Annotated in this window: 7 protein-coding genes; all 7 read left to right on the forward strand. The window is 65.7% G+C overall.

All coding sequences use genetic code 11. The annotated features are described in order from the left end of the window. On the forward strand, nucleotides 1-883 hold an 883-nt coding region (locus BM115_RS26900), incomplete at its 5' end, for a UDP-glucose dehydrogenase family protein (protein WP_143093953.1). A 6-nt stretch (nucleotides 884-889) separates the two neighbouring features. Further along, nucleotides 890-1,831, forward strand: a complete 942-nt coding sequence (rfaE1, locus tag BM115_RS26905) for a D-glycero-beta-D-manno-heptose-7-phosphate kinase (protein WP_092302007.1) — start codon at nucleotides 890-892, stop codon at nucleotides 1,829-1,831. Between the two features lie 42 nt (nucleotides 1,832-1,873). Beyond that, nucleotides 1,874-2,869 (forward strand): ADP-glyceromanno-heptose 6-epimerase, encoded by a 996-nt coding sequence (gene rfaD / locus BM115_RS26910; RefSeq protein WP_092302010.1) that lies wholly within the window; start codon nucleotides 1,874-1,876, stop codon nucleotides 2,867-2,869. A 183-nt stretch (nucleotides 2,870-3,052) separates the two neighbouring features. Continuing rightward, on the forward strand, nucleotides 3,053-3,421 hold the full coding sequence (locus BM115_RS26915) for a ComEA family DNA-binding protein (protein WP_092302013.1): 369 nt from the start codon (nucleotides 3,053-3,055) through the stop codon (nucleotides 3,419-3,421). Nucleotides 3,422-3,568: 147 nt separating this feature from the next. Then, nucleotides 3,569-4,882, forward strand: a complete 1,314-nt coding sequence (locus BM115_RS26920; protein WP_092302016.1) for a solute carrier family 23 protein — start codon at nucleotides 3,569-3,571, stop codon at nucleotides 4,880-4,882. Between the two features lie 133 nt (nucleotides 4,883-5,015). Further along, the gene (gene cysM / locus BM115_RS26925) at nucleotides 5,016-5,918 is read left to right on the forward strand and encodes a cysteine synthase CysM (protein WP_092302019.1); all 903 of its coding nucleotides are present in this window, start codon (nucleotides 5,016-5,018) and stop codon (nucleotides 5,916-5,918) included. 86 nt (nucleotides 5,919-6,004) lie between these two features. Further along, nucleotides 6,005-6,281, forward strand: a 277-nt coding sequence (locus BM115_RS26930) for a transposase (RefSeq protein ID WP_143093954.1), incomplete at its 3' end; no start/stop codon positions are given.

Consider the following 6,281-nt stretch of genomic DNA (forward strand, 5'->3'; position numbering starts at 1 on the left):
AGACTTCATGCGCCCGGACCGCATCGTGCTGGGCTGCTCGCCCGACGTGGCCGGCCGCCATGCCAAGGCCATCATGCGCGAGCTGTACTCGCCGTTCAACCGCAACCACGAGCGCACCTTCTATATGGATGTGCGCTCGGCCGAGTTCACCAAATACGCGGCCAATTCGATGCTGGCGACGCGTATTTCCTTCATGAACGAGCTGGCCAACCTGGCTGACGAGGTCGGTGCGGACATCGAACTGGTCCGACTCGGCATCGGCTCGGACCCGCGCATCGGCTACAGCTTCCTGTACGCCGGCGCCGGCTACGGCGGCTCGTGCTTCCCGAAGGACGTGCAGGCGCTGATGCGCACGGCCACCTCGTACGGCAAGCCGATGCGGGTGCTGGAAGCCGTGGAGGCCGTCAACGACGCCCAGAAGCAGGTCTTGGCCAACAAGGTCATCAAGCGCTTTGGGGAAGACCTGACGGGCAAGACCTTCGCAATCTGGGGTCTCGCCTTCAAGCCGAATACCGATGACATGCGGGAAGCCCCGTCGCGGGTGCTGGCGCGCGAACTGGTGTCGCGCGGCGCCGCGCTGCGCGTGCACGACCCGGTGGCGATGCCCGAAGCGCGCCGTGTGATCGAGACAGATCTTGCGGACATCGAAGGCGGCGCGGGGCGAGTACACTTCTGCGAGGCGCAGATGGATGTCCTCGAGGACGCCGACGCGCTCGTGATCGTGACCGAGTGGAAGGTCTTCCGGAGCCCGGATTTCAGTGCCATCCGCGCCAAGCTGAAGACCCCGGTCATTATCGACGGCCGCAATCTCTACGAACCCGATGCCATGGCGACAGCCGGCATCGAATACCACGCGATCGGGCGCTCTGCCTCGATGCGCTGAGACCCTATGAGCAAGAATCAGATTTCGCAGGACCAGATTCGACAATCGCAGGTGCTGGTGGTGGGCGACATGATGCTGGACCGTTACTGGTTTGGCGACGTGGAGCGCATTTCCCCGGAGGCGCCGGTGCCCGTGGTGCAGGTCAAGCGCAGTGACGAGCGCCTGGGCGGCGCCGCCAACGTGGCCCGCAATGCCGCGGCGCTGGGCGCCCGGGTAGGCATGCTCGGCGTGATCGGCGATGACGAGCCGGGCCGCACGCTCGAGGCGCTGCTGGCCGAGAGCCACGTGCAGCCCTACCTGCAACGCGATCCCACCCTCAATACGACGATCAAGCTGCGCGTGCTGGCCCATCAGCAGCAGTTGCTGCGCGTCGATTTCGAGAGCGCGCCGGCCAACGAAGTGCTGGCTTCGGTACAGGAGCGCTTCAATACTCTGGTGGCCGACTATCAGGTGCTGGTCTTGTCCGACTACGGCAAGGGCGGTCTGGCGCACGTCGGCCGCATGGTGGAGGCGGGCCGCGCGGCCGGCCGCACCGTGCTGGTGGACCCCAAGGGCGACGACTACTCGCGCTACCGGGGTGCCACGCTGATCACGCCGAACCGTGCCGAGATGCGTGCCGTGGTGGGCGCCTGGAAGACCGAGGCGGACCTGACCATCCGCGCCCAGAACCTGCGCCGCTCGCTCCAGCTTGAAGCGCTGCTGCTGACGCGCTCGGAGGAGGGCATGACGCTCTACACCGAGGCCGAGGTGCTTCATGTCTCGGCCCAGGCGCGCGAAGTCTATGATGTATCGGGGGCCGGCGATACCGTGATCGCCACGCTGGCCACGATGATCGGTGCCGGCGTGCCGCTCAAGGAAGCCGTGCAGCACGCCAACCGGGCCGGCGCCATCGTGGTCGGCAAGCTGGGTACCGCCGTTGTCACGTATCCCGAACTGTTCGGCGCCTGAGGCGCGTGTCGTAAAAGTCCGAAATTCGAGTCTGAAACTACCATGACCATCATCGTGACCGGCGCCGCCGGCTTTATCGGCAGCAACCTCGTCAAGGGCTTGAACGAGCGCGGCGAGACCAATATTGTCGCGGTCGACAACCTGACCCGCGCCGAGAAGTTCGGCAACCTCGTGGACTGCGAGATCGCCGACTACCTCGACAAGTCGGAATTCGTCCAGCGCTTTGCGCGGGGGGACTTCGGCAAGGTCCGCGCGGTGTTCCACGAGGGCGCGTGCTCCGACACCATGGAGACCGACGGCCGCTACATGATGGAGAACAACTACCGCTACACGCTGGCGCTGATGGAAGCCTGCCTGGAGCAGGGCACGCAGTTCCTCTACGCCTCGTCGGCGGCCACCTACGGGGCGTCGACGATGTTCCGCGAGGACCGCGAGTACGAGCGCCCGCTGAACGTGTACGGCTATTCGAAGTTCCTGTTCGACCAGGTGGTGCGGCGCCGGCTGCCGGCGGCCCACTCGCAGATCGTCGGCTTCCGCTACTTCAACGTGTACGGCCCGCGCGAGTACCACAAGGGCCGCATGGCCTCGGTGGCGTTCCACCACTTCAACCAGTTCCGCGCCGAGGGCTCGGTGAAGCTGTTCGGCGAGTACAACGGCTACGCGCCGGGTACGCAGAGCCGCGACTTCGTGTCCGTGGAGGACGTGGTCAAGGTCAACCTGTACTTCCTCGATCATCCGGAAAAGTCCGGCATCTTCAACCTTGGCACCGGCCGCTCGCAGCCGTTCAACGACATCGCCGCCAGCGTGGTCAACACGCTGCGCGAGATCGAGGACAAGCCGCCGCTCTCGCTGGAGGAGATGGTGCAGGAAGGGCTGGTCGAATACGTGAAATTCCCCGACGCGCTGCGCGGCAAGTACCAGTGCTTCACGCAGTCCGATGTGTCGCGCCTGCGGTCGGCGGGCTATACCGCCCCGTTCCTCACGGTGCAGGAAGGCGTCTCGCGCTACTGCAAGTGGCTGCTCGAGCGTAACGGCTGACCGTTTCGGATGTTTCCGACCGCCGATTGCAACATCCTCGTTGCAGTTGGCCACACATCCGCGCGGATGTTGTGAACGATTGTGGCCGACTACGCGTCTAGCCGTCACCCGCTCCTATCCTGACAAGGCTCCGTCGCCATCCCGGCACGGAGCCTTGAGTCCAATAAGGAAAGGAGTTTTCTGATGCGCAATCCCTTCGATGTTTCCCTGATCCAGTGCATGCGCCGGATGTTCGTGGCGCTGCTGGTGTCGCTCGCGTTCGGCGGCGCGGCCTATGCCAACGTGGACGTCAACGTGGCGGACGAAGCCGCGCTGACCGGCGTGAAGGGCATCGGGCCGGCTACCGCCAAGCGGATCCTCGATGAGCGCGAGAAGCATGGCGCCTTCAAGGATGCCGGCGACCTCGCGGACCGCGTGCCCGGCGTGGGGCCGAAGTCGGTGGCCAACCTCGAGGCCGCCGGGCTGACGTTCGGCAAGGCTGCGCCGCCCCCTCGCAAGGATCCCAAGGCAAAGGCCAGCGCGGCACCATCGACGCAGAAGGCGGCCCGCTGACGCCATGCGGCAGACCAGGCCCGGGGCGTCAACAGCCCGGGGCTGGTATGCGTTGTGCTTCCTTGTCGGCCGGCGCCGGCCCGGTCGCTTCGCGGCCAGGGCGGCGCGGAGTATCATGCGCGACGTCGATAACAGGGAGAAAACAACATGGCGAATGGCGAGGACACGGGCTTCCTACCGAAATGGCGGCTGAAGACATCGGGCGTGATCGGCCCGGACGAGCGGCTGCCCGCGGGGCAGACGATTCTGGCGGGCATCCAGCACGTAGTGGCGATGTTCGGCTCCACGGCCATCGCGCCGATCCTGATGGGCTTCAATCCGAATATCGCCATCCTGTTCTCGGGCATCGGCACGCTGATTTTCTTCCTGTTCGTACGCGGGCGCGTGCCGAGCTATCTGGGATCGAGCTTCGCGTTCATCGCCGTGGTCATCGCGGCCACCGGCTATGCCGGCAGCGGGCCGAACCTGAATATCCCGGTGGCGCTCGGCGGCATCATCGCGGCGGGGGCGGTCTACACATTGATCGGCCTGATCGTGCAGGCGGTCGGCTACGCCTGGGTGGAGAAGCTGATGCCGCCGGTGGTGACCGGCGCCATCGTTGCAGCGATTGGCCTGAACCTGGCGCCGGTGGCCGTCAAGGCCGTCAGCGCCGCGCCGCTCGATACCTGGATCGGACTGCTGACCGTGCTGGCCGTGGGTCTGATCGCCGTGCGCGCGCCGGGCATGGTGGGGCGCCTGCCGGTGCTGCTGGGCGGGCTGGCTGGCTACCTCGCGTATTACATCGCCACCAATGTGATGGGCATGGGCAAGGCCATCGACTTCTCGGGCGTGATTGCGGCCGGCTGGTTCGGCCTGCCCGCGTTCACGGCGCCGGTGTTCGAGCCGAGCGCGATGCTGCTGATCGCCCCGGTGGCGATCGTGCTTGTGGCGGAGAACCTCGGCCACATCAAGGCCATCGGCGTGATGACGGGCCGCAACCTGGACCCGTATATCGGTCGCGCGTTCATCGGCGATGGCGTGGCCACGATGCTGTCCGCCTCGGGCGGCGGCACGGGCGTGACCACGTACGCGGAGAACATGGGTGTGATGGCGGTGACGCGCATCTACTCGACGCTGATCTTCGTGGTAGCGGCGGCGGTGGCCATTCTGCTCGGCTTCTCGCCGAAGTTCGGCGCGCTGATCCTGACGATTCCGGGCCCGGTCATCGGCGGCCTGACCATCGTCGTGTTTGGCCTGATCTCGGCCACGGCCGGGCGGATCTGGGTGCAGAACGGCGTGGATTTCTCCAGCTCGCGCAACCTGATCACGGTGGGGGCCACGCTGACCGTGGCCGCTGGTGACCTGACGCTGAAGCTCGGTGGCATGACGCTCGGTGGCATCGGCACGGCCACGTTCGGCGCCATCCTGCTGTATCACCTGCTGGGCAAGGGCCGCGACGAAGGAACCGCGCTGCCGCACTGATTCGGCGGCATGGCGGGGCCGGCTGGGGTGGGGGAATGCCCGCCCTGCCGGTGCGGGTAAGGTGGGTGCATTACAATGACCCGCGACAACAAAGACATTGGCGACACCCCCTCCCGCGACATTCCCCTGCACCATGGCCTACAAGACGATCGAAGACACCATCGGCAATACGCCGCTGGTCAGACTCCAGCGCATCCCCGGCGCCGCCATCGAGGCGCGCGGCAATGTGATTCTCGGCAAGCTCGAAGGCAATAACCCGGCCGGTTCCGTCAAGGACCGTCCCGCGCTGTCGATGATCCGTGGTGCCGAGGCGCGCGGCCGCATCAAGCCGGGCGACACGCTGATCGAGGCGACCTCGGGCAATACCGGCATCGCGCTGGCCATGGCTGCGGCCATCCGCGGCTACCGCATGGTGCTGATCATGCCGGAGGACCTGAGCCTCGAGCGCCGGCAGAGCATGTCGGCCTATGGCGCGGAGATCATCCTCACGCCGGTCAAGGGCGGCATGGAGTACGCGCGTGACCTCGCCGAAGCCATGGAGCGCGAAGGCAAGGGTGTGATCCTCGACCAGTTCGCCAATCCGGACAATCCGCTGGCGCACTACGAGACCACGGGCCCGGAACTCTGGGCGGAAACCGAGGGCCGTATCACGCACTTTGTGTCCGCGATGGGCACTACCGGTACGATTACCGGCGTCTCGCGCTTCCTCAAGGAAAAGAACCCGGCGATTCAGATCGTCGGCGCGCAGCCGGCCGAAGGCTCGCGCATCCCCGGCATCCGCAAGTGGCCGGAAGCCTATCTGCCGAAGATCTACGATCCGAAGTACGTAGACCGCCAGGAGCCGGTGTCGCAGGCCGACGCCGAGCACATGGCCCGCCGCATGGCGCGCGAGGAAGGCATCTTCTGCGGCATTTCCGCCGCCGGCGCGCTGTGCGTGGCGCTGCGCGTGGCCGAGGAAGTGGAAAACGCGACGATCGTGTTCGTGGTCTGCGACCGTGGTGACCGCTACCTGTCGACCGGCGTATTCCCGGCCTGATCGGTCCCGCGTTTCTCGTACGAGTAAAGGCCCCGCGCGTTTGAACTGCACCCCAAAAGTTGGACACCAACTTTTGGGGTGTTTTCATGTATCGGTACTCGGAGCAGTTCAGGCTGACAGTTATCCAGAGCTACCTGGACGGTCAGGCAGGCTATGGTGAGATCGCCAAACGCCATGAAATAGACAGCGGAACAGTACGGCGCTGGGTGGCGGGATACCGCCTGCATGGCGCGGCGAGCATCAAACGGAAGTACACGCACTACAGCGCCGAGTTCAAGCTTGCCGTGCTGAAGCGGATGCGAAGCCAGCGGTTGTCGCATCGCGAAGTCGCAGCATGGTTCGATATTCGCAACTTCGGTGCGA

The sequence above is a fragment of the Cupriavidus sp. OV096 genome (genome assembly GCF_900115455.1).
Lineage (GTDB): Bacteria > Pseudomonadota > Gammaproteobacteria > Burkholderiales > Burkholderiaceae > Cupriavidus.